Raw genomic sequence first — 268 nt, 5'->3', positions numbered from 1 at the left:
CGATCAGCAGCGACAGGAAGACGCTGTTGACCATCAGCGCAATGATCGTGGCCGACGGCATCGCGAAGCAGGCTGCCACGGCAATCGTCAGGCAGGTCATCCGGACGCGATTTGCATACCGGAACAACCGGCGGCCGCCGAGTCGGTCCGCGAACAAGCCGGCGAACGGATAAGCGATCAACGCCGGCACCCATTCGACTGCATATGCAATGCCCGAATACGCGAGGCTTCCGGTCCGCTGATAAATGAGAAGCGGCACCGCAAACAG

At 61.2% G+C, this 268-nt stretch carries 1 pseudogene; it reads right to left on the bottom strand.

The annotated features are described in order from the left end of the window. Positions 1–268, bottom strand: a pseudogene (locus tag SB689_RS23270) (hypothetical protein); the annotation flags it as partial.

It is taken from the genome of Chryseobacterium sp. SIMBA_038, assembly GCF_046535115.1.
Lineage (GTDB): Bacteria > Bacteroidota > Bacteroidia > Flavobacteriales > Weeksellaceae > Chryseobacterium.
Note: the sequence above shows the minus strand (reverse complement) of the source record. Positions and strands in the feature narration are given on the sequence as shown.